17 protein-coding genes are annotated in these 22,399 nt (G+C 28.8%); 16 read left to right on the top strand and 1 reads right to left on the bottom strand.

Going from position 1 to position 22,399, the window contains the following annotated elements:
- Window positions 1-104: 104 nt before the first annotated feature.
- The gene (locus IPM32_03270) at window positions 105-2,939 is read right to left on the bottom strand and encodes a hypothetical protein (GenBank protein ID MBK8944271.1); all 2,835 of its coding nucleotides are present in this window, start codon (window positions 2,937-2,939) and stop codon (window positions 105-107) included.
- Between the two features lie 208 nt (window positions 2,940-3,147).
- Here IPM32_03270 and IPM32_03265 point away from each other — a divergent pair, with 208 nt between their 5' ends.
- The 16 genes from IPM32_03265 to IPM32_03190 all read left to right on the top strand — a co-directional run bounded on the left by IPM32_03265 (window position 3,148) and on the right by IPM32_03190 (window position 22,390).
- Window positions 3,148-3,579: a serine acetyltransferase gene (locus IPM32_03265; protein MBK8944270.1), complete on the top strand. Its 432-nt coding sequence runs from the start codon at window positions 3,148-3,150 to the stop codon at window positions 3,577-3,579.
- Complete coding sequence (locus tag IPM32_03260) at window positions 3,576-4,415, top strand: hypothetical protein (protein ID MBK8944269.1); 840 nt, start codon at window positions 3,576-3,578, stop codon at window positions 4,413-4,415. Before IPM32_03265 ends, IPM32_03260 begins: the two co-directional genes overlap by 4 nt.
- A gap of 887 nt (window positions 4,416-5,302) precedes the next feature.
- Window positions 5,303-6,244: an SDR family oxidoreductase gene (locus tag IPM32_03255; protein MBK8944268.1), complete on the top strand. Its 942-nt coding sequence runs from the start codon at window positions 5,303-5,305 to the stop codon at window positions 6,242-6,244.
- Between the two features lie 11 nt (window positions 6,245-6,255).
- Window positions 6,256-7,278, top strand: coding sequence for an NAD-dependent epimerase (locus IPM32_03250; protein MBK8944267.1), 1,023 nt, complete (start codon window positions 6,256-6,258; stop codon window positions 7,276-7,278).
- Window positions 7,279-7,313: 35 nt separating this feature from the next.
- Window positions 7,314-8,528 carry a glycosyltransferase family 4 protein gene (locus IPM32_03245; GenBank protein MBK8944266.1) on the top strand — a complete coding sequence of 405 codons (1,215 nt, stop codon included), beginning with the start codon at window positions 7,314-7,316 and terminating at the stop codon, window positions 8,526-8,528.
- Window positions 8,529-8,575: 47 nt separating this feature from the next.
- Entirely contained in the window at window positions 8,576-9,694 is a 1,119-nt protein-coding gene (locus IPM32_03240) for a glycosyltransferase family 4 protein (protein MBK8944265.1), read from the top strand.
- Between the two features lie 12 nt (window positions 9,695-9,706).
- Window positions 9,707-11,077 carry an O-antigen ligase family protein gene (locus IPM32_03235; protein ID MBK8944264.1) on the top strand — a complete coding sequence of 457 codons (1,371 nt, stop codon included), beginning with the start codon at window positions 9,707-9,709 and terminating at the stop codon, window positions 11,075-11,077.
- Window positions 11,078-11,115: 38 nt separating this feature from the next.
- Window positions 11,116-12,333 carry a glycosyltransferase gene (locus IPM32_03230; GenBank protein ID MBK8944263.1) on the top strand — a complete coding sequence of 406 codons (1,218 nt, stop codon included), beginning with the start codon at window positions 11,116-11,118 and terminating at the stop codon, window positions 12,331-12,333.
- Entirely contained in the window at window positions 12,333-13,469 is a 1,137-nt protein-coding gene (locus IPM32_03225) for a glycosyltransferase (GenBank protein ID MBK8944262.1), read from the top strand. The genes IPM32_03230 and IPM32_03225 overlap by 1 nt, the downstream gene beginning before the upstream one ends.
- 65 nt (window positions 13,470-13,534) lie before the next feature.
- Window positions 13,535-14,713 carry a glycosyltransferase family 4 protein gene (locus IPM32_03220; GenBank protein MBK8944261.1) on the top strand — a complete coding sequence of 393 codons (1,179 nt, stop codon included), beginning with the start codon at window positions 13,535-13,537 and terminating at the stop codon, window positions 14,711-14,713.
- A 54-nt stretch (window positions 14,714-14,767) separates the two neighbouring features.
- On the top strand, window positions 14,768-15,580 hold the full coding sequence (locus tag IPM32_03215) for a hypothetical protein (GenBank protein ID MBK8944260.1): 813 nt from the start codon (window positions 14,768-14,770) through the stop codon (window positions 15,578-15,580).
- Window positions 15,581-16,762, top strand: a complete 1,182-nt coding sequence (locus IPM32_03210; protein ID MBK8944259.1) for a glycosyltransferase — start codon at window positions 15,581-15,583, stop codon at window positions 16,760-16,762.
- Entirely contained in the window at window positions 16,763-18,643 is a 1,881-nt protein-coding gene (gene asnB / locus IPM32_03205) for an asparagine synthase (glutamine-hydrolyzing) (protein MBK8944258.1), read from the top strand. It abuts the gene before it with no gap.
- 17 nt (window positions 18,644-18,660) lie between these two features.
- Entirely contained in the window at window positions 18,661-20,190 is a 1,530-nt protein-coding gene (locus IPM32_03200; GenBank protein MBK8944257.1) for an FAD-dependent oxidoreductase, read from the top strand.
- Window positions 20,190-21,170 carry an NAD(P)-dependent oxidoreductase gene (locus tag IPM32_03195; protein MBK8944256.1) on the top strand — a complete coding sequence of 327 codons (981 nt, stop codon included), beginning with the start codon at window positions 20,190-20,192 and terminating at the stop codon, window positions 21,168-21,170. The genes IPM32_03200 and IPM32_03195 overlap by 1 nt, the downstream gene beginning before the upstream one ends.
- A 32-nt stretch (window positions 21,171-21,202) precedes the next feature.
- Window positions 21,203-22,390, top strand: coding sequence for a polysaccharide pyruvyl transferase family protein (locus IPM32_03190; protein ID MBK8944255.1), 1,188 nt, complete (start codon window positions 21,203-21,205; stop codon window positions 22,388-22,390).
- Window positions 22,391-22,399: the final 9 nt, after the last annotated feature.

Here is a 22,399-nt window from a genome sequence, read left to right as displayed (position 1 = left end):
AAAAAGATTCCCGTCCACTTGCCAATAGATTACGGGAATCATATTTCAATTATTTCAGAGTTATCGAAAATTTAATTTTTCATAAGTGGCAAAATATAATTATGCTAATTTGAAACGTTTGTTCTCTTTAATATATTTTTATTTATCAAAGAATAATCTAAAACGTTTACAATTCCGTTCATATCCAAATCACCTTGATGATAAGCCCTTGATGGAATATTGTTAGCAACAATACCAAAATCTAAATTATTTATAACTCCGTTTGCATCAGTATCACCGGCTATCATTCCATATTTACCATTCTTTAATAACGTTAAAGCATTTATACCATATGCAGAATTAGCAGAACCGGTAAAATCATAATTAACATTTATTCCATTTTGTATCTGAACCTTTTCTGAGCTAACAATATTAAGGTGATTTCTATGCTTTATTGCAATATAATAATCACCGTTAATGATATCTGTAAAAAATAATTGTGCACCGTCGGTATTATATACAGAGCCATCGTTTCCTAATACGGCAGCTTTTGTATATTTAACTGAATTTAAATTATCTCGCAATTCAACAATCAGCCAGTCAACAAAAATAGTTTTCATATCCGATATTTTTTCGTTACCGTTAAAATTCCAAGGGTTAACATTATACGGCTGGCTATTAGGAAGCAGTTTGTATTCATTTAGTGCACTATTCAATTTATTCGGAAGAATAGCTGCTTCTAAAAGAACTTTCAATCCAGTTTTTAAATTTGTTTGTTCTGATGTATTTACTGTACTAATAAATATCGTAGAGGTATTGGAATTCAACCATAAATTTGAGTGGTCTTTTGTGTTATAAACCTCACAAATAAATTTTGAATTTGCATCTTCCGTACTTAAATTTTTAATTGTCAGTGTGTTTGTTGTTGCTCCGGAGTATTTATCGCCATCTTTAATTTTACTTTCTGTTTCGTTTACATATGGGCTTTTCCACCATTGATAGCCGATTGGGTCATCACAGGTTGCATTTATGTTAATACTAACTGTTTCGTTTAGATTTGCATTAATATTTTGCGGGTGGCTAATAATAACCGGTGAAGAATTTACAGGATTTGGAATTACATTGGCTGCATCTGATACACCCATAGCTCCAATATCATTTGTTGTTCTAAAATTCCCTAAAATATCATAAGCAAAACTTCTTCCGGTTGGATCTTCACCAATTTTATGTGATTCTGACCAGTAAGTAGATTTTACAGTAAAATTATCACCAATAGTATTAAATGGTTTTCCTTGGTTATATGCAGTTCCACCATTTTTAATACGTAAGTCTGGAATGGACGTTCCATTAATCCCAATATTAAAAACAAACAAAGTTTGATTTGAATTATTCCAAATGTTTTCTTTAGGAATAAAATAAAGTTCGTTTTCAATTTTGGCTGATTCGTTTGAACTATACTCAAAAAAAGCAGCTTTATTTGAACTCAAAGTTGGAATATTATCTTTCGTTGTTCCACCTTGATTTGTGTAAATATTAAAACCTAAATAAAGATCGTCTTCCCTCCATCTGCCAGTGTAACGAGCTGAAGGGCTAGTAAAATCTATAATATTATTTAACATAACATGAGGTGATTGCGAATTTGCTTGAGTTATCATTAAACCATTATCATCAGTTAAATGGCTTTGTGAACCACAATCTAAAATCGTATTATTGATAAAATAGGAAATTAAATTTGTGTAATATTCACTATGATAGTTATAAGCTCTTCCAATGATTTGATTTGAACAATTATAAAAAACATTATTATGAATCCAAAAATTACCATAACCTAACCCACTAATAACATAATCAGGTGCGCCTAAAAAATCAGGTTTTCCATCAGAATTAAAATCATCTGCATATTCTGATTTCATACCATTTGAATAGATTTCCAAACCCGATCCTAAGTATATAGGATGATCTTTGCTATTATTTGTAGAAACCACATCGGGAACAATACCATTTATTCTATGATATTCAGTAGATTCACCGTAAGTATAATTCGCTTTACCAAATCTATTAAGATCATGTACATAATTATACCTAAATATTAAACCCAAACTACCTAATGAAATTTCATTATCAGATGTTCCATAATTATCCCAAAGTTTCCCAACAGACCCGTGTTTTACCCCACCTCTATAAATTCTCTCATCCAAATTATGATGGATTTCATTATATTCAAAAATAATCCGAGAATAACCCATAAATGCAGCCATTTCAAAATGGTGTATATTATTGTGGTGAACATTAACGGTATAAGCGCAGTCCCACACATCTTCTGGGCTTTTACCATTTCCGAATGTAGCCCTTTGTATTGCTTGAGCACCATCATTTACTTTTGAATCAATTCGCCACAGGTCGAAAATTTCGTTGTAACTAACTTCAAAATTTAATGGTCTATTCCAGAAAATTCCTGCTCCACCGAAACCACTTATTTTATTCTGTGTGATACTTACATTTGATGATGTTTTTGAAGTTTGTTTAATACCATATGACCATTTTCGATGAGCATTTTTTCCACCTATAATTTCACAATTTTTTATTGTTAATTCATTTTGTGAAAAAATTACTGCATTTTCTGCTTCCTTAAAACCAAAAATTTTAAGATTATCAAGTGTAACGTTTTGCGAATTTACATTAATTGTGGCTTCATTTGATGTGTTTCCGTTTGCATCACCTAAAATAGCTTTTTCATTACCATATGAGTTATAAGTAACGCCTTGTTTACAAATTAAAACTGCATCAGAAAATTGTTGTCCACCTTTAAAACTAACTATATCACCGAACTTGAGATTTTTTGAATTTATTTCTTTAATTGTAGAAAAATTGCCCGAACCATCATTACTAACAAAGTAATTTGTTTGAGCATAAAGATTTGTTGAATATATTAAAAAGAAAGAAAAAATTATTTTTTTCATCATTATTACCTTTTATTTAGCTCTTATAATTATCGGTGAAGAAATCACTATGTTTATATGACAATTAATATGCCAATTTTCAATTTTACTATATTTGGTTTTATTAATAAAAAATTTTATGTTAGGTGAATAAGGAAAGATATTTATTTTAATATATACTTTAATATATTATTAAATTTTTGAAAAACATATTCCTCCAATTACAATGATAAGCGCAATTAAATTTTATAGAATAGCAAACTATTTGTTTAGGAAAAAGATACCTATTCTACCTAATATTTTTCAATATATAATTTTTTACCTATACAATTCATATATACCATTTAAAGCTGAAATTGGTTTGGGTTCAGATTTTGGTTATGGAGCAATTGGAGTTGTATTACATGAAAGATGTAAAATTGGAAATAACGTTATGATAGGAACAAATGTCACTATTGGTGGAAGGTCAGGAAAATTTGATGTTCCTACTATTGGAAATAACGTTTATATTGCAACCGGAGCCAAAGTTTTAGGCGCTATAAATGTAGGAAATAATGTTATAATAGGGGCAAATGCAGTTGTAATTTATGATATTCCGGATAACACAGTGGTTGCTGGTGTACCTGCAAGAATAATTAAACAAAATAACACACAAAAATGAAAAAGAACTCAATCTATTATCTTTTTCTTCTAATTAAAAAAATAAGAATTTTTTTCCATAATAAGTTTGAAATACATGTAAAGTTTACTGAGTGGCAAAACTTTGAAGATGTTAAAATTATCTTATGGCAACATTTTTTAAAAAACTTAGTTATTGAAGAAAACGGAGCATATTTTCAGACTAGGGTGAGAAATAAAAATTTTCCTATGGTTCTAAGTCAAGCTAGAGCAATTTTAATTTTAAGTATGAAGGGAGTAAATTCAAGGTTTGAAAATAATTATTTGGTACAAAAGCTAAGTGATTATTTACTTGGGATGAGGATGCAAAATGGTTTATTTAATTTTAATCAAGTTTCATGGGATTTACAAGACGAGGGAATAGCTTCTGTTTGGTCAACACTTGCTTTAGTAAAGGCATTTGAAAAAACAAATATTATTAAATATTTAAATGCTGCAATCTCAACTTGTGAAGCAATGTATTCGAATTTATACTCCCCTAAAACGAGTTTATTACATACAGCTGGAGAAAATATTTGGTGCTTAAATTCTGCATCAACATTTGCTAACGCATGTGCAATTTTATTAGAACATCATTATTCTGACAAAATAAAAGAAGCAATGATTGATTCAATAAATCTATGTATTGAAAAATTAGCTGAAGACGGGCATTACCCTTATAATGAAAGGAGACAAGGAACTTATTTATTACTTTATCACCCAATCGTGATGATTACCTTAAAAAATTGTTTAAAATCTAAATACATTGACAATAATTTAGCAGAAAGAATAAATCAAGCAAATAAAAAAAGCCGAAAAATTTCTTCTATCTTGTTTTGATAAATCAGGTAGGTTATTTGAACCAGAGATCAAACATTATTTCCAGTATATAATTACTAATATTACATCATTGGTTGCCCTTAAAAATTCAGTTTCGATTTCAGAACAAAAAAATCTGATAAAAAATATTATTGCTTTTTTTAGCGATAGTGATTTTCATTTATGTAAAGATGAAAATAATTTACTTTTTAACAGCGATTTGTATTCTGTGAAAGATGTTCTTGCTATTGAACTTTTATATTGGATTTCTATCTATCAAAGTGAGGAACAATATAATATTTAATTCCCTCAAATTAATTTTCAAACCCTTCTCATAAAAAAATGTTTTATTTTAGTACATTATTTTGATTATAATTAGTATTAATATGATATGGTTGTATCAACTTATATCATAATGATACGATGATAATCAATCTAAACCTAAAAATTGCTTGATTTAAGCTATTTTTTAAATATTAAATTTTTTATTATCGGCATAGTAATTGCCTTTAATATAAACTCGATAAAGTATTTAATAACTTATTGTGACTAAATTGGCGAAGCTGTATCAAAAAAGTAAATATTATTTCATATTAGTAAGTTTTAATCCAAAGGACTAATTTAAAATTTTTTGTTCAATTATCATTCAAATATAATATTTAATAAAGTTATATTCTTTTTAAGTTTTAATTAATACTTTCAACAATATTAAAATGATTATAGAAAAATAAAAATTAAGCAACTTAAAGAGGTTAATTCTAAATTAAAAACACAAATACTAAGTATGTATTCCAAATAACTGATTATTGTAGCTAGATTTTATTCATGCCATCAAATGAAGTTTTAAGAAAAATGATTGGTCAAATTAATTTTTTGTATAATAATTGTTAATAATTATAGGGAAATCAATGAGTACTTCAACTTTTCTGGTTACCGGCGGGGCTGGTTTCATAGGTTCAAATCTAACTAAAAAACTTCTGGAATTGGGCCATAATGTAAAAGTAATTGATAATTTTTCAACGGGTAAGAGAATAAATTTAGAAAAAATAAAGGATGATATTGAACTTATTGAAGGCGATATTAGAAGTTACCATACTGTGATGAAAGCTGTTGAAGGAGCAGATTATATATTGCATCAAGCTGCATTGCCAAGTGTTCCAAGATCAATAAATGACCCGATAACTTCTAATGAAGTTAATGTTTTAGGAACTCTTAATATTTTAGAAGCAGCAAAAGAAAGTAATGTAAAAAGGTTAGTTTTTGCAAGTTCATCCTCTGTTTACGGTGATAATCCAAAGTTACCCAAGATTGAAGATATGATGGTTAATCCGCTTTCTCCTTATGCAGTTTCAAAATTGGCGGCAGAAAAATACTGCAGAGTATTTTCAAAAATCTACGGATTTGAAACAATTGCCTTAAGGTATTTTAATGTTTTCGGTCCAAATCAAGATCCAACATCACAATACTCGGCTGTTATACCAAAATTTATTACAGCAATAAAAAACGATAAAAGACCAGTAATTTATGGCGATGGATTACAATCCAGAGATTTTACATTTATTGAAAATGTAGTTGATGCAAATATTAAAGCGGCATTTGCCGAGTGTGAAACCGGAATTGCAATGAATTGCGCTTGCGGCGAACAGACTGTACTAAAGGACGTAGCAATAAAAATAAGCAGTTATCTAAATAAAAATATCGAACCCGAATTCCTTAATAATAGAGCCGGAGATATTAAACATTCATTGGCAGATATTTCGCTTATAAAGGAAAAAATCGGGTTTACCCCAATTGTTAATTTTAATGAAGGATTAAATAAAACAATTGATTTTTTTATGAATAATAACTGAGAATAAAATTAATGTACAGCAGAAAAAAAATATTGGTCACCGGTGCAGCCGGATTTGTAGGATTTCATTTATCTAAGTCTTTACTTGATGAAAAAGTTGATATAATCGGCATAGATAATTTGAACGATTACTATGATGTTAATCTAAAGATTGCAAGATTAGCAAAATTACAAGATTACAAGAATTTTGAATTTGAAAAGATAGATTTGATTGAAAAAGAAAAAATATCTGAATTGTTTGAGAAAGAAAAATTTGATTATGTTGTTCATTTAGCCGCTCAAGCCGGAGTTAGATATTCCATTGAAAATCCATACGCATATATTGAAAGCAATATTTTAGGTTTCTTAAATATTTTGGAAGCATGCAGAAATTTTCCGGTTAAACATTTAGTATATGCTTCATCCAGTTCTGTATATGGAGCTAATATTAAACAGCCTTTTTCTGAAAATGATAACGTGGATCATCCTGTTTCACTTTACGCGGCAACCAAAAAAAGCAACGAATTGATGGCTCATACTTATGCAGATTTGTATAAAATTGCCTCTACCGGATTAAGGTTTTTTACAGTATATGGTCCTTGGGGAAGACCAGATATGGCATATTTTTCTTTCACAAAAAATATTATTGAAGGTAAGCAAATTAATGTATTTAACAACGGCATTTTGGAAAGAGATTTTACATTTATTGACGATATTGTTGAAGGAATAAAAAAAATAATTGAAGTATCTCCAACTTCTGATGAAAATTGGGATAGATATAAATCAAGCCCCTCAGATAGTTTTGCGCCGTATAGAGTATACAATATTGGGAATAATCAACCGGTTAAACTAATGGATTTTATTACCATACTTGAAGAACATATTGGAAAAAAAGCAAAAATAAACTTTTTACCAATGCAGCAGGGTGATGTGCTTTCCACTTATGCGGATATTGATTTATTAAAAAATGTAATTGGCTATAATCCTAATACGCCAATTTCAAAAGGTTTAAAGAAGTTTGTTGATTGGTACAAAGAATTTTATTTAAATAAGTAATTTAATTTTAATTCTCCTAACGCAAGGTAAAATTAATGAATTCAAACAAACAGAAAATTAAAGTACTTTATCATTATATGAGAGGAGCAGCAGCCGGAGGTTCCGATACATGTTTGTATTTACTTGTTAAATATTTAGATAAATCAAAGTTTGAGCCTATAGTTTTATTTAGGGATGAAAGCATTTTAATTGAAGATTTACGAAAACAAAAAATAAACCTCATAAACTTTTCGCAGAGTATTAAAACAAAGCTGTATTTACAATTAAAAAAAAATGCAGAAGTTTCAGTAAAAAATGAAAATCCAGACAAAAGTTTAAAAAATGAACTGGTTAAATCATCCAGAACATCTTCATTAATAAAAAATATTAAACACATAATAAAAAGATTTCCTGAAACAATACATTATGCGAAATTATTATTGAAGAATAAAATTGATATAGTTCATACTAATCATGACATAACAAGTGATCACCCTATGATTTTAGCAGGACTACTAACCAAAAAAAAAATAATATGTCATAATAGAGGTCTATATATACCAATGGATATAGATGTTTATTTATCAAAACGTGTTGAAAAAATAATTTGCATGTCTGATTTTTCGAAAAGTGTTTATGTTAATAACGGGGTAAATGGAAATAAATGCAAAACTATTTATGACGGCATTGATACTTCTTTTTATAAACCAAGCTCAATTGAAAATAATAAGTTTATGATAAGCTGTATTGGTCGCTTGGAAATTTGGAAAGGACAGCACATTTTAATTGATGCTGCGGAAAAAATTGTTAAAGAGATACCGGATATTGAAATATTGCTAATTGGAGCCGGAGATTTTGAAAGCGAATTGAAACGCAGAGTTAATAATAAAGGATTGGAAAAAAACATTTTGTTTACCGGGCACATTACAAATGTTAAAGACTATATTGAAAAATCCAGCTTAATTGTTCATACATCAATAGTGCCCGAACCGTTTGGAATGGTAATAATAGAGGCAATGGCACTTGAAAAAGTTGTTATTGCAACAAACTTTGGTGGACCCGTAGAAATTATTGAAAATGGTGTTGATGGAATTCTTGTACCGCCGGAAAATCCGGAAGTATTAGCGGATGAAATAATTAAATTATCGAAAAATACTGATTTAAGAAATACTTTAAGTAAACAGGCAAGAATTAAAGTTTTAGAGAAATTTGATGTAGTTCAATATGCAAAAAAAATTGAAAACGTATATCAACAATATCTACAAAAATAAACCACAATATTAATTATTTTTTTAATTACTAAAACTAATTTTACTTTATGAAATTTTTATATTTTAGTTTAGAATTACCAGCACTTTTGAATGATTCCAGAGAATTTGTAGGCGGAGCCGCTGTGCAATGGAAATCTTGGATAAGTGGTATTACTGGAGCTGGTCATAGATTTGGTCTACTTACTTGGAAAGGTGCAAATAGTTTCGTAAAGAAAAAAGATAACCTAGATATTGTAGAGTCAATTGATCCTAAGCGTGGTATTAAAAATTTAAGGTTATTTTATCCACAATTTTTTCAACTTTTTAAAGCAATTAAATCATACAAACCTGACTTTGTGATTCAAAGTTCTGCAACAGCATATACAGGAATATTAATGCTTGTTTCAAAAATTTTAGGAATTCCATTCATTCATAGAATTGCTTCAGATGTTCATGTTGATAATCGTCTTAGCACCCTTATTAGTTCAAAGGAAATTCATTTATATAAATTTGGAGTAAAATATTCAGATATTATTTTAACGCAAAATAATTATCAATATAAAGAATTGAAAAAAAAATATCCTGAAAAAAATATTACTATTATTCATAATCCTTATGCAAATGATTATTCTGATAAACCATTACCTAGAGCTAATAGACAATATATTGCTTGGGTAGGCAATTTTAGAAGGATTAAAAATGTAATGTCATTAGCTGATGTTGCCGAAAAATTAGATTTTATCGATTTTAAAATTGCTGGTGTAGAATCTATTGCTGATAAAGAGACACAAGAAGCTGTTAAAAAATTAAAAAATCTTAAAAATGTCGAATTTGTTGGTTATTTAACTAGAACAGAATTAAAAACATTTCTTTCAAAAGCTATTGCTGTGTTAAATACATCATTTACTGAGGGATTTTCAAATACTTTTCTTGAGGCATGGAGTTTGGGTGTCCCAGTAATTACAACAAAAAATGTTAATCCTGATGAACTTATTGAAAAATATAATTTAGGTTTTGTTGCAGATTCATATTCCTATTTACCTGAATTAGTAAAAAAAATAAATGACCTTGAATTCAATTTATACAATGAAATGAGCATAAGATGTGTTGATTATGTAAAAACCAATCATGATCCAAAATTTTTGGCTGATAAGTTAGTTGAATACTTAAAATCTTTAATAAAATAAAAACTCTTAAAAATGGAAATAATTTTACTTTTTGGTGCTATTATAGTTTTAGCATTATTTTTATTTATTTTAATTGAACAACCATATTATTTGGTTTCTGTTTTCGTATTTATGTATTTATATGGCTTCAATTTTGAATTACCGGGACCATTAGATTTAAGGGGATTTCTTTCGCTAATATTATTTTTAAGAATTATAATATTTGATAATAATAACTTAAATTTAATTAGACAAAATATAAGTAATAAATTCATCGTTATAATATTATTTTTCACTCTTTATGTTATTATAAATCAATATTTCAATGGTGGTACACTTTTTAAAATCTTAAGGATTCAAATTCTTAATTTAGTGGCTTTTTTTATTGGTTTTACAACAGTATTAAATGGAAAATACAAACAGACAATTCTCTTTGCTATTTTAATTTCAGGACTATTTAGTACAATAGATTTAATTTACAGTTATTTTTTGAGAAGTAGTTTATTCATATATAAGGTAATTGAATATAATTTTCTTACACCTGTAAAATACAATCATAATTTTTTTGGAGAAATTTGCGGAGAAGCTATAATTACTGCATTTGTTTTGATTGTATTCAAATCTAAAAACAAGTTAGTAATGTTGTTTTTACTTTCTTTTTTTCTTTTGGGTCTAATTATATCTACATCAAGAATGTCATTTGTTTCCAGTTTAGTTACAATTCTAATAATAATCGTAACTCAAAAATCTTTAAAACTTAACCTCAAGAAAATTTTTATCTCAGGATTCCTTGGAATATTGCTTTTAACAATTGTAGCAATAACATACTCTTTTGTTCTAAAAGAAATGAATATCAAATCTACGTTTTCTAAACAATTATATTACAGATTGGTAGAAGAACCAGTTAGTATCTTTGATGAAGACAAGGTAATTTTTGGATGGAATGAAAACATTAAAAAAGGCTCAATGAAATGGCGATTTGAAAAATTCTTTACTGACATGACTAAGTTTTTTAAACAAAATACATCGAAAGTTTTATTTGGTTTTGGAATTGGCGGTTATTCAAAAATTGGAGAAATAACTTATACTGGAGGCAAAGATGCTTTCCAGTATTCTGCTCATAATTTCTATACAAATACAATTGCTGAAATTGGACTAATTGGACTTCTATTTTTCATATTTTTCTTCATACTACTTATTATAAATATTTTAAAACTTGTTAGGGAAAATTCAATTCCAATACCATTAGTATATATTTTGATTTATATGTTCATCTATACTTTAGGAGGAGATCCTAATCTTCTTGAAAAATATGCTTTTCTATTATACGGTGGGGTTATTGCAGAATATTTAATTGGAAAAAATGAAGAAGTAAAAAATTATCACCATGAAGATAATAATTAACATTTATTAACATTTAAAATAAATTAAATATTTAACCAATGCACATAATTTGGCTTACTCCGGAATTCCCAAGCAATAAGGATAATACTAAGGGTGTATATATATTTAGAACCGTAGCTGAACTATCAAAATATTATCAAATTACAATTGTAAGTTTATATCCGGCGGCTCCCCCAATATTTGAAATGTTAAGATATCCTAAGGATTGGATGCGAATATATAATGATTGGAAAAAAAATTACACCGAAATAGATAACCCCAATTCCCAATATTCCGCATTAAAAATAATTTACCTAAGATATTTCAGGTTACCGCGTTCATATTTTCATAATATTGAAGGATGGTTTGCATATTTTCAATTAAAAAAACAGTTGCCGCAATTAGTAAAAAAAGATTCAATTTTACATGCTAACTGGATATTTCCTGCTGGAACTCTTGCAAGTATAATTTCTAAGAAATTTAAAATACCTTTCCTAATTTCTTTAATGGGTAGTGATATTAATCGATTAGTTGAAGGGACTGTTTTTTGGAAAAGTGCAAAAAAACTGCTCCTTAATGCAAATAAAGTTACAGCTGTAACAAATGAATTATTTGAAGCATGTACCAAAAAAAATATTAACATAAAACCCGATAACAAAATTCAAATTGATAATATTTATGAATCTGAAATATTTAAGATTTTTGATAAAAATGAAATTAGAAATGAAATATCAATTAACCGAAGTGAAAAGATAATATTTTTTGCCGGAGGATTAGTTCCGGTAAAAAATGTTGATGTTTTAATTTGTGCGTTTGAAAATATTTGTAAAAAATTAACACATATTAAGTTAATAATAGCTGGAAGTGGTTCCGAAGAAGGATTGTTAAAAAGACTAGTACAAACAAAGAATTTAAACGATAAAATAAAATTTGTTGGAAATTTAAATACCGGAAATTTGGTAAAGTATTATAATGCAGCCGATGTTTTTTGTCTCCCAAGTAAAAATGAAGGTCTGCCAAATGTTATTGTGGAATCTTTTTTTTGCGGAACACCGGTTGTTGCTTCAAGGGTTGGAGGAATACCAACAATTGTTCAAAATGAATTAAATGGCTTTTTAGCAGAACCAAATTCAGTTGATGATTTAACTTTAAAACTTGAAAAATCTATTTTAATTAATTGGAACCGAGAAGAAATTAGAAATAGTATTTCTCATCTAATGCCGGAAAAAGTGTTAATTAAATACAAAATTTTGTATGAAAGTATAATAGGAATTTGATGAACAAAAATATTTTAATGCTGCTTGATAATGCGTTTAATCCGGACTTACGAGTTCAAAAAGAAATTAATACTTTAATTCAACTTGGGTTTAATATTGATTTATATTGCTGGGACCAAGAAGGAAAACTTTCGGAAAATGAAAGTCATGAGAAATTTAATATACATAGAATTAAAGTAATTACACAAAAACAGCAAGGAATAAGAAAGATAATTGACTTATTTAAATTTATTTTAATTGTTTCAAAAATTATTAACAAAAGAAAAAATTTCGACTTTATTTACGCACATGATTTTTTAATGCTTCCCTTGGGCGTATATCTTAAACTGAAGAATAATAAGCCTTTAATTTATGATGCACATGAAATTTATCACTTAATGGAATGGGAAAAATATCCATCAGTTATAAGAAGTTTGATCTTTTTCACCGAAAAAATATTACTAAAATTTATTAATGAATTAATTGTTGTTAACAAAAAACGAAAAGAATTTTACGATAGATATTTACCGAATAAAGAAATACACATTATTGGAAATTGGTATGACACGTATATTGGTGAAAAAGAAAGTCTAAAAAAGGAGTTTTCTATTCCGGAAGATGGAATATTATTAAGTTATTTTGGAGTAATAAATTTTGATGAAAGACCGATTAATTTAATTATCGAAACAATTAAAGAAAAAAAGAACGTTTATTTTTTTATTGCCGGAGTTGGCAAACACGAAAACGAAATTAAAGAAATTGCTGAAAAGAATAAAAATATAATTTATTTAGGCTGGCAGAAAAATATAAGAAAGTATTTAGCTGATATAGATTTTATAATTTATTACCTAAACGATAAAAGAAAATATTTTGAATATACTGCCCCGAATACTTTATATATGGCGCTATCTCATTGTATTCCACTAATTACGAATGTTCCGGGGGAATCTGAAGAATTAATATCAAGAGATAATATTGGGTATTTTATAAAAAATATTGACGAATTAAAAAACAAAATTAATTTTAATTTAGAATCTGAAGAATATTTAGCAAAAAAAGAGAGCATTTTAAAAATTCAGAAAAAGTTCGAATGGTTAGAAAACAAAAAAGTTTATAAGGAAATTTTTAAAAGATTAGGTCTAAAAGAAAACATTTAATTATATTTTGATAAGGTTATTAAAATAAAGTATTTTTATACACCCATTGATGATAATTTTTGTAAATGACAAATAAACGTGCCTGCATAATATCAAAATTCTTGTATGAAAATGATACAAGACTTCAGCAACAAGTTTCTATTCTTAGTCAAAACAACTTTTCTGTTGAAGTTATTTGTCAGCTTGAGGAAAAGAGAAATATTAGTATTAAGAAAAATGTTAGAGTTTATGGAGTTTCTACACCTGGCGCAAAAGATACTATTCTTGAATATATCGGAAATACGATTAGATTCGCATTACCGGCTTTTTATTATCTTCAAAAACTTAATTTCTCAAAAAAGTTTGATATTATTATTGTTCACACTCTGCCGGAATTATTAGTATTTATAACAATTTTTCAAAAAATATTCGGCACAAAAGTTATCCTAGATATTAGAGATACTTCTGTTGAACTTTTCGATTCCAAATGGAGTCATGAAAACAGAAAACTATTACGAAAATTAGTTGTTTTTTTTGCTAATCTCTCTTGCTCTATTGCTGATAAAATTCTTGTTGCCAGTCCCGGATTTAAGGAAAAATTATTAGAAAGAAATATACCTAAAGAAAAAATAACAGTAGTTTTTAACTCGGCAGATACAAATATTTTTAGATTTGATTCGCAAAGGATATATCAAAAAATTGAAAAAGATTTAAAAATAATATATCATGGATCTATTGCTGAAAGATTTGGAATTGATATAGCAGTTGAATCTATGAAGTATATTACTGAAAAAATACCAAATGCAATTTTAAACATTTACGGCTTTTATGATAAAGCTTTTAAAGTTAGAATTAAAGAATTAATAGGTAAACTTAAATTAGAAAATAATGTTTTTTTGAATGATAGAGAAAGTTTAGAAAATATTTATTTAAAGATTAAAGAATCTGATATTGGGATAGTACCATATATAAATGATTTTTTTATGCAGTTAGCTTTTTCTACAAAATTATTTGAATATGTAGCATCTGGAATTCCGGTTGTAACATCGAGATTAAAACCGGCAGAATCAGTCTTTAATGATGAAAGTTTGTTTTTTGTTGCTGCGAGAGATTCCCGAGAGCTTGCTGATATGGTTATTTATATTTCTCAACATCCGGATTTACGTGAAAAACAAGTTAAAAATGCTTATGAAGATTATGCTAAAATTTCTTCCGAAATAATGAATAAAAGATTTTTGGATGTTCTTAATGGAATTTCCAACTAGTTAATTCATTTTTCAATCAAATCAAAAATCTTAATTACCAACTTAAGTTTAATAATGAAATCAAATATTTTAATCGATGCCCATATTCATATCCATGAATGTTTTGATTTGAATACTTTTTTTAATTCTGCAAAATCAAATTTTCAAAATCAAGCGAATAAAATTGATTGTGAAAATTTTAAGTCCGTACTTTGTTTAACAGAATCGCACAAAGCAAATTATTTTGCAAATCTTTTTGATAAAGCTGAAAAGAATGAGAAGATAGGTAACTGGGAAATTTTAAAAACTCAGAATCAAAATTCAATAATTCTTAGGGATAAAGTAAATTTTGAGATTTACTTAATTGCCGGTCGACAAATTGTAACTAAAGAAAATTTAGAAGTTTTGGCATTAGGCTTAAATGAAGATCCGAATGATGGAAATCTTATTGAAGAAGTAATAAAATTTGTAAATGGAAAAAATGCTATTCCGGTTATTCCTTGGGGGGTTGGAAAATGGATGGGAAATCGTAAGCAAATTGTTGAAAAATTAGTGTTGCAAAACAATACATTTCCTATTTATTTGGGTGATAATGGAAATCGCCCATTTTTTTGGAGTAAACCGGAAATTTTTAATGAAGCTTTTAAAAACGGAATTATAAATATTCCCGGTAGCGATTCTCTTCCATTTTTAAATGAAGTGAAAAAACCCGGTAGTTTTGGTTTTATTATCGATGGAAATTTAGATAAGGAAAAACCATTCGATAGTATTTATGAAAAAATAATTTCTTCCAAAATTCAGTTTAAAACATTTGGAAAATTAGAATCGGTTTATAATTTTATTAAAAATCAAATTTCAATGCAGATTGTTAAACGAAATAGAAAATAAATGAAAACTTTAGTAATTGCACCTCAGCCGTTTTTCTCTCCGCGCGGAACACCGTTTTCTGTTTATTACAGAACAATGATAAGCTCAGAACTTGGCGTAAAAATGGATTTTCTCACTTACGGCGAAGGTCAAGATGTTGATATTCCAAATGTAAATATCATAAGAATTCCCAGATTTAAAATGTTGGGAAATGTAAAATTAGGTCCATCACCACTAAAATTATTTTTGGATATTTTCATCATTTTAAAAATGCTTCAGCTTTTTATCACAAAAAAATATGATGTTGTTCACGCACATGAAGAAGCTGTATTTTTTGCATGGTTTTTCAAGCCAATATTTAAGTATAAATTAATTTACGATATGCACTCGAGTCTGCCGCAGCAGCTTACAAATTTTCAATTTACTACTTCTAAATTTTTGATAAATACTTTCAAAACTCTGGAAGATAAATGTTTGCATAGCGCCGATGCAATTATTACTATTTGTCCCGATTTAAGAGATTACGTTAATACGATAATCACAAAAAAAGAAAAACATTTTTTAATTGAAAATTCAATCTTCGAACCCGTGAAACAAAAAAATAATCAACAAAAAATTACAGAAGCTGAGTTGGATTTTAAAGTTGAAGATATTGTAAAAAGTGATGAACAGCTTTTAGTGTATGCGGGAACACTTGAGAAATATCAAGGAATTGATATTCTTGTAAAATCGATGAAAGATGTTATCGAAAAAAATAATAAAGTAAAGTTAATTATTGCCGGCGGAACTAAAGAACAAGTCGATGAGTTTTCGAAATTAGCAAATGAATTTGGCGTAAGTAATTTTATAAAATTTACCGGAAGAGTTGCTCAAAAATATGCAAAAGAATTTTCTGCAAAGGCAGATATTTTACTTTCACCGAGAAGTGACGGAACTAATACTCCTCTTAAAATATACGAACAATTAGCTTCGGGAAAACCGCTTGTTGCTACCAGAATTTACTCACATACTCAAGTATTGACTGATGATGTTTCATTTTTAGTTGAACCAAATCCGCAAGAAATGGCAAAAGGAATTTTGGCTGCAATAAATGATAAAGAATTATCAAAACGAAAAGCTGATAATGCATTAATGCTATATGAGAAAGAATATTCGCGAACTGTTTATACATCTAAACTTAAAAAATTATTGGAGACTTTATAAATGTGCGGTATTGCCGGCGTTGTTTCATTTCAATCTAACCCGACAATTTCTAACGAAATGTTGAAAACTATGGTTGATACTTTGTATCACCGCGGACCTGATGAATCCGGCATGGCAATTCACGGTAATGCAGCTTTGGGAATGCGCCGTTTATCTATTATAGATTTGAGCGGTGGTAGTCAGCCGATTTATAATGAAGATAAAAGTATTTGGACGGTTTTCAATGGAGAGATTTATAATTTTCCGGAATTAAAAAGTGAATTAACAAGTAAAGGTCACGTATTTAAAACTAATTCCGATACTGAAGTAATTGTTCACGGATATGAAGAATGGGGAAATGACTTTCCCAAACATTTAAATGGAATGTTTGCAATTGCAATGCATGATCAGAAAAAAAATAAATTTTTTCTTGTTCGTGATCATATCGGTATTAAGCCGGTTTACTATTCATTTAATAATAAACGTATTGTATTCGGTTCAGAAATTAAAGCAATTTTAGAAACCAAACTTGTTGAAAAAGAATTGGATATGAATGCACTCGGAGAATTTCTTTCGTGGGAATATATTCCGGGTGAATCAACTTTATTAAAATCTGTAAAAAAATTAGAACCGGGCAAATTTTTAGAAATAGATATTTCTAATCCCAAATGTAATCCTCAAGAATATTGGGATGTTCCGTTTCACAGCAATTCTCAAAATTTAAGCGAAGCAGAATGGATTGAGAAAATAGATTGGCAGATTAAGAAATCAACAAAAATGCAGATGATAAGCGATGTACCGCTTGGCGCGTTTCTTTCCGGCGGTGTTGATTCTTCTTTAATTGTCGCATCCATGGGAAATGCACAAACATTCAGCATTGGCTTTGATGATCCGACATATAATGAATTAAATTGGGCGCGAAAAGTTGCAGATCATCTTGGCGTTGATCATAAAGATGAAATTATAAAACCCGATGTTTTGGATTTGTTCAATCATCTTATGCAATTTATGGATGATCCGATCGGTGATTTTTCCATTTTCCCAACTTATTTAGTTTCACGACTTGCGCGAAAGCACGTAACGGTAAGCTTAAGCGGCGATGGCGGCGATGAACTTTTCGGCGGATATGAAACTTATCTTGCAAATCATAAAGCAAATCAGTTTGAAAAAATTCCTTCTTTTTTACGAAAAGGATTAATTGAGCCTGTTATAAATTCTATAAATCCTACAGCTAAGAAAAAAGGATTGATAAATAAATCGAAAAGATTTGTTGAAGGATTGCAGTACGAGAATGAACTTTCTCATGCCCGCTGGCGCTTGTTTATCGGCGATGCTGTAAAACAAAGTTTGTTTACAAAAGATTCCTTAAATAAAATAAATGTAAATTCTGCAGATCATATTGTGAAATTATTTAATAAAGCCGGCGATAGAGGTGAGCTTAATAGAAGTTTGTATGTTGATGTAAAAAGTTATTTGGTTGATAATATTTTAACCAAAGTTGATAGAATGTCGATGGCAGTTTCACTAGAAGCACGTGTTCCGTATCTTGATCCAGATGTTGTTGATTTAGCATTTCAAGTTCCGGAAAAATTTAAAACAAATTCGACCGAAACAAAAATTATACTTAAAAAAGTTGCGGCTCAACATGTTCCAAGCGAATGTATTTACAGACCCAAAGAAGGATTTTCAATTCCGATAAAAAATTGGCTGAACAATGAATTTAAACCTTTGATGGATAATTTACTTGATGAAGGCAAAATTAAATCAGATGGAATTTTTAATCCAATAATGATTAAGAATTTGAAAAGTGAACATAATTCCGGAATTGCAAATCACAGCCATATTTTATGGGCTTTAATTGTTTTCCATGATTGGAAAAACAGATGGTTAGATTCAAACTAATATAAAATAGATTTAAAATGACAAAAATTATTAGAGATATTAATTCCGCAAAAAACAAAAATTATGATATGATCATAATCGGCGGAGGATTTTACGGTGTAATGCTCGCATATGAATCGGCGTGCAGAGGTTTGAAAACATTATTGCTTGAAAAAAACGATTTTGGTTCAGCAACAAGTTTTAACAGTTTAAGAATTGTTCACGGCGGATTGAGATATTTGCAGTCTTTAGATTTGCACAGATTTAAAGAATCCGTTGGCGAAAGAAAATGGTTTTTGAAAAACTTCCCGAATTTAACAAAACCAATTTCATGCTTAATGCCATTGTACAACAAGGGTTTGCAAAGAAATTCAATCATGTGGGCTGCACTAAATTTAAATGATATTTTATCTATCAATCGAAATAACGAAGTTGGTGAAAAAAATAGTTTACTCAACGGAAAAATAATTTCATCAAAAAAAGTAAAAGATATTTTTCCGATGGTTGATACAAAAGAATTAAAAGGCGGCGCAGTTTGGAATGACGGCGCAATGGATGATTCTCAACTTGTAATTTTAGAAATTCTTAAAACTGCTGTGGATAATGGCTGTACTGCTTTAAATTATTTTGAAGTTAAAAGTATTGTTAAAGAAGATAATAAAGTTAAAGGTGTAATTGCAGTTGATGAAAAATCAAATTCGGAAGTTGAGTTTAATTCATCAATTATAATAAATTCAACCGGACCTTGGAGCAGAGAATTAGCAAAATCTTTCCATAAAGATTTTGAAGATTTGTTTAAATATTCAATAGCATGGAATATATTGTTTGATGTTGATGCTTTATCGGAAAGCGCACTTGCAATTACTCCGCCAAAAGATAATGCAAAAGCATATTTTTTGCGCCCATGGAAAGGTAAATTATTTGCCGGTACAACTCACCAAACTTGGGATGGAGTTGAAACTAATCCAATTCCTACAGAAGAATCAATAAACAATTTTATTGAAGATTTGAATTTGTCAATTCCCAATTTGAATTTAACAAAAGATAAAATTCTGCAAATTTATTCTGGATTGCTTCCAGCAAAAAAACAAGGTTCAAATGAAATTGCAGTAAGAGAAATTATTCTTAATCATGCGGAACAAGGCGGACCGCAAGGATTATATAGTTTATCCGGAGTTAAATTAACAACTTCACGATTAGTTGCAGAGAAAGTTTTAAATAAAATTTTCGAAAATAAAAATATTGGAAAAAGAAAAAGTATTAAGTTCAGTTCTAAATCAAATAAAGAATACGGAGTTTTTGAATGGGATTGGAATTTAGAAGATAAAGAAGTTAGAGAAATTATTAAATCCAAATTTGAAAATGAATCGGTTGTTCATTTGCAAGATTTGCTATTACGTCGATCGACATTAGGTGATAATCCAATTAATGCTTTAAAATACGCAGAAGAAATTTGTAATATTTTAGGCTGGGATAAAGAAAAAACAGAAAATGAAATTGAAGATTTGAAGAATTATTATACGAAAAGAGGATTAGTAATTTCCGAAAAAGAAGGAGTTTTGGTTTAATGAAAGCTTTGGTAACGGGTGCAAATGGATTTACAAGTTCGTACATGGTAAAAAATTTATTAAAAAATGGATATCAAGTAAAAGGTTTGGTGAGAAAATCCAGCAACTTGGAATTGTTGGATGGTTTGAATATTGAATTAGCTTATGTTGATTTAGCTAAAGATGAAATTAACGATAATATTATGAAAGATGTAGACGTGGTTTATCACATTGGTGCAGCATATAGAACTGAAGGTGTTCCGCAAAAATATTTTTGGGATGTAAATGTTGAAGGCACAAAAAAATTATTAGTTGCAGCAAAAAAAGCCGGAGTTAAAAAATTTGTTCATTGCAGTACGGTTGGAGTTCAAGGTGATATAAAAAATCCACCCGCAAAAGAAACACATCCGGATAATCCGGGAGATTATTATCAAGAATCAAAATTAGACGGTGAAAAATTAGCATTAAAATTTTTCAAAGAAGAAGGACTTGCGGGAACAGTCGTTCGTCCGGTGGGAATTTATGGTCCCGGAGATACAAGATTTCTTAAACTTTTCAAAACAATCAGCAATGGTAAATTTAAAATGATTGGAAACGGAAATGTTCTTTATCATTTAACATTTGTTGAAGATTTAGTTGAAGGATTTAGATTAGCCGGCGAAAGTGAAAAAGCAAACAATGAAATTTTTACAATTGGTGGGAACGGATATTTAACATTAAATGAGTTAGTAGAAAAAATTGCAAAGATTTTAAACAAGCCGTTATCGAAAATTAAAATTCCCGTTTTTCCGGTTTGGGTTGCCGGAGCTTTATGCGAATTTATTTGTAAACCATTTGGAATATCACCCCCAATATTTAGAAGAAGAATAGATTTCTTTGTTAAGGACCGAGCATTCGATATTACAAAAGCTAAAACTATTCTTAACTATAATCCGCAAATAACTTTGGAAGAAGGTTTAACCAGAACAGCAAATTGGTATAAAGAAAAGAAATTGATATAAAGTTTTTTGAAATAAAAGGAGCAAAATAAAGAATGAAAAGAGTTACAGTGTTAGGAAATTTTTCCGGAAGAAATGCAGGCGATAATGCAATCCTTGGAAATTTATTGGATGATATTACTGAAAAATATTCCGATATAAAATTTTTAGTACCAACTTGGAGTGTTGATTTTGTTAATAAACATTTTGGTCATCATAACATAGAAGCAATGGGATTAAAGCCCTGGAATATGGCTTTCAAAATATTAGGTTATCCAACTTATAAATCAATGATTGATACAGATTTAATTTTAATAACAGATAATATTTTGTTTGATAGAAAATATTTTAATCCGCTTTTCAATTATTTATCAACAATTGCATTGTTTGCTCCGTCAGCAAAAAAAAGGAAAATTCCAATTCTACCATACAATGCAAGTTTAGGACCAATAACTACGGATCGTGGCAGAGTTGCAATGCAAAAAATATTGGATGCTAGTCCTTATTTAAGTGTTAGAGATCAGCAATCCAAAGATATGCTTGATAACAACAAATTAAAATATACAAAGATAATAGATGGTGCTGATTGTGCAATAAACACAAAAAATATTCATGAATCAAAAATTAATGAAATTGCTCAAAAAGAAGGATTATTCAAAAATCCAAATGGAACTTTGAGCTTTAACATAAATGCATATATTGATTCTTGGCAAAAGATCATGCATGGGGGAGAAGAATTTGGAAGAGAAAAATTTGTTGAATTAATAGCTAAAACTCTTGATTCAATAATTGAAGAAATGAAGTTAGATATTATGTTCACAGTAACACAAGTTATGGATATAACAATTGCTAACGAAGTTTTGGCAAAAGTTAAAAACAGAAATAAAATTACAGTAATTGCAAATGCAAAATATACATATCAAGAAATTACAAGTTTATTAAGCAAATGCGGATTGCATGTTGGAATGCGAACTCATTCTTTAATTCTTTCATCGGCAGCATTAACACCAATGATAACAATTAATGCTTATCCAAAATCCGGCGGATATGTAAAAACAATTGGTCAAGGGGATTGGATAATTGATTTTGAAGATATGAATTATGAAAATCTGATGAGAATTATTAAAGACGGCTGGAATAAACGAGTTGAAACAAAAGAAAATATGATTCCGCTAGTAAGAAGAGAACAGCAAAAAGCAAAGGATGTTGTGAATTTGGTTGGTGAGTTACTTAAAATTAAATAGGGAAAATTA

This window comes from Ignavibacteriota bacterium (assembly GCA_016716225.1).
Classification (GTDB): Bacteria; Bacteroidota; Ignavibacteria; order Ignavibacteriales; family Melioribacteraceae.
The sequence above is the reverse complement of the archived record's forward strand: the minus strand, read 5'-3'. Positions and strand labels throughout refer to the sequence as shown.

What these genes read in the sequence shown, in the direction of transcription:
- IPM32_03260 (MBK8944269.1), top strand. Translation starts at nt 3,576, where the DNA reads ATGAAAAAGAACTCAATCTATTATCTTTTTCTTCTAATTAAAAAAATA.
- IPM32_03240 (MBK8944265.1), top strand. Translation starts at nt 8,576, where the DNA reads ATGAAATTTTTATATTTTAGTTTAGAATTACCAGCACTTTTGAATGAT.
- IPM32_03200 (MBK8944257.1), top strand. Translation starts at nt 18,661, where the DNA reads ATGACAAAAATTATTAGAGATATTAATTCCGCAAAAAACAAAAATTAT.
- IPM32_03245 (MBK8944266.1), top strand. Translation starts at nt 7,314, where the DNA reads ATGAATTCAAACAAACAGAAAATTAAAGTACTTTATCATTATATGAGA.
- IPM32_03220 (MBK8944261.1), top strand. Translation starts at nt 13,535, where the DNA reads ATGACAAATAAACGTGCCTGCATAATATCAAAATTCTTGTATGAAAAT.
- IPM32_03250 (MBK8944267.1), top strand. Translation starts at nt 6,256, where the DNA reads ATGTACAGCAGAAAAAAAATATTGGTCACCGGTGCAGCCGGATTTGTA.
- IPM32_03230 (MBK8944263.1), top strand. Translation starts at nt 11,116, where the DNA reads ATGCACATAATTTGGCTTACTCCGGAATTCCCAAGCAATAAGGATAAT.
- IPM32_03235 (MBK8944264.1), top strand. Translation starts at nt 9,707, where the DNA reads ATGGAAATAATTTTACTTTTTGGTGCTATTATAGTTTTAGCATTATTT.
- IPM32_03270 (MBK8944271.1), bottom strand. Translation starts at nt 2,939, where the DNA reads ATGAAAAAAATAATTTTTTCTTTCTTTTTAATATATTCAACAAATCTT.
- IPM32_03195 (MBK8944256.1), top strand. Translation starts at nt 20,190, where the DNA reads ATGAAAGCTTTGGTAACGGGTGCAAATGGATTTACAAGTTCGTACATG.
- IPM32_03255 (MBK8944268.1), top strand. Translation starts at nt 5,303, where the DNA reads ATGAGTACTTCAACTTTTCTGGTTACCGGCGGGGCTGGTTTCATAGGT.
- IPM32_03190 (MBK8944255.1), top strand. Translation starts at nt 21,203, where the DNA reads ATGAAAAGAGTTACAGTGTTAGGAAATTTTTCCGGAAGAAATGCAGGC.
- asnB (MBK8944258.1), top strand. Translation starts at nt 16,763, where the DNA reads ATGTGCGGTATTGCCGGCGTTGTTTCATTTCAATCTAACCCGACAATT.
- IPM32_03210 (MBK8944259.1), top strand. Translation starts at nt 15,581, where the DNA reads ATGAAAACTTTAGTAATTGCACCTCAGCCGTTTTTCTCTCCGCGCGGA.
- IPM32_03225 (MBK8944262.1), top strand. Translation starts at nt 12,333, where the DNA reads ATGAACAAAAATATTTTAATGCTGCTTGATAATGCGTTTAATCCGGAC.
- IPM32_03215 (MBK8944260.1), top strand. Translation starts at nt 14,768, where the DNA reads ATGAAATCAAATATTTTAATCGATGCCCATATTCATATCCATGAATGT.